1 protein-coding gene is annotated in these 916 nt (G+C 55.7%); it reads right to left on the reverse strand.

The annotated features are described in order from the left end of the window. Positions 1-916, reverse strand: a 916-nt coding sequence (gene recN / locus QMM04_RS22765; protein WP_282997142.1) for a DNA repair protein RecN, incomplete at both ends; no start/stop codon positions are given.

Consider the following 916-nt stretch of genomic DNA (forward strand, 5'->3'; position numbering starts at 1 on the left):
GCAATCTGGCGTGACAGACGTTGTTCCAGTTCATGCAGACGATTGGGATCGAGATCCAGACGTTCACAATAGTGGCGCAGCTCATCGCTGGCTTCGCTCAGTTGAATCGCTGCCTCTTCCAGCAAATTGAACACGCCGCTCACTTTGTCATCCAGCGAGACTAATTCGCCGAGCATATTGCGCGCGCTATACAGCAAGCTTTGCAGGTTAGTGTCATCGCTATCGGCGAGAATTTGCAGAGCCTGCTGACTCGTAGAGAGCAGTTGCCCGCTGTTAGCGAGACGTTTGTACTCTTCATCAATCTGCTCAAACTCTCCCGGCTGCGGGGCAAATTCATTCAGTTCTTTCAGCTGATATTGCAGCAGTTCACGGCGTGCTTCACGCTCCTGTGACAGCTGCTGATGCTGAGCCAGCGCACGGCAGCTTTGATGCCAGCGCTGGTAGTGCTGACGCATCTCATCAAGCAGGTCATCATGAGCCGCATAAGCATCCAGCAGATGTTTTTGGTGGTCTGGCTTGAGCAGCAGCTGGTGCGCATGCTGGCCGTGGATTTGAATCAGCAGCTGACCCAGCTCACGCAGTTGTGACAGCGGCACCGAAGTGCCATTGATGAAGCCACGAGAGCGGCCATCGGCACTGATCACGCGGCGCAGCAGGCATTCGCTGCCTTCATCGAGCTGATTCTCTACCAGCCAGCGCTGTGCAGAAGGTGAGGCTTTGAGCTGGAAACGCGCGCAGATATCGGCACGACTGGCACCCTGACGCACCATATCTGCTTCAGAGCGGCCGCCCAGGCACAGGCCCAGCGCATCGATTGCGATGGATTTACCTGCGCCGGTTTCCCCCGTGATCGCTGTCATCCCACGATGAAAGTCGATCTCCAGTTCACGAACGATAGCAAAGTTACTGATGGTCA

The sequence above is a fragment of the Pantoea sp. Pa-EAmG genome, from assembly GCF_030024295.1.
Classification (GTDB): Bacteria; Pseudomonadota; Gammaproteobacteria; order Enterobacterales; family Enterobacteriaceae; genus Pantoea; species Pantoea dispersa.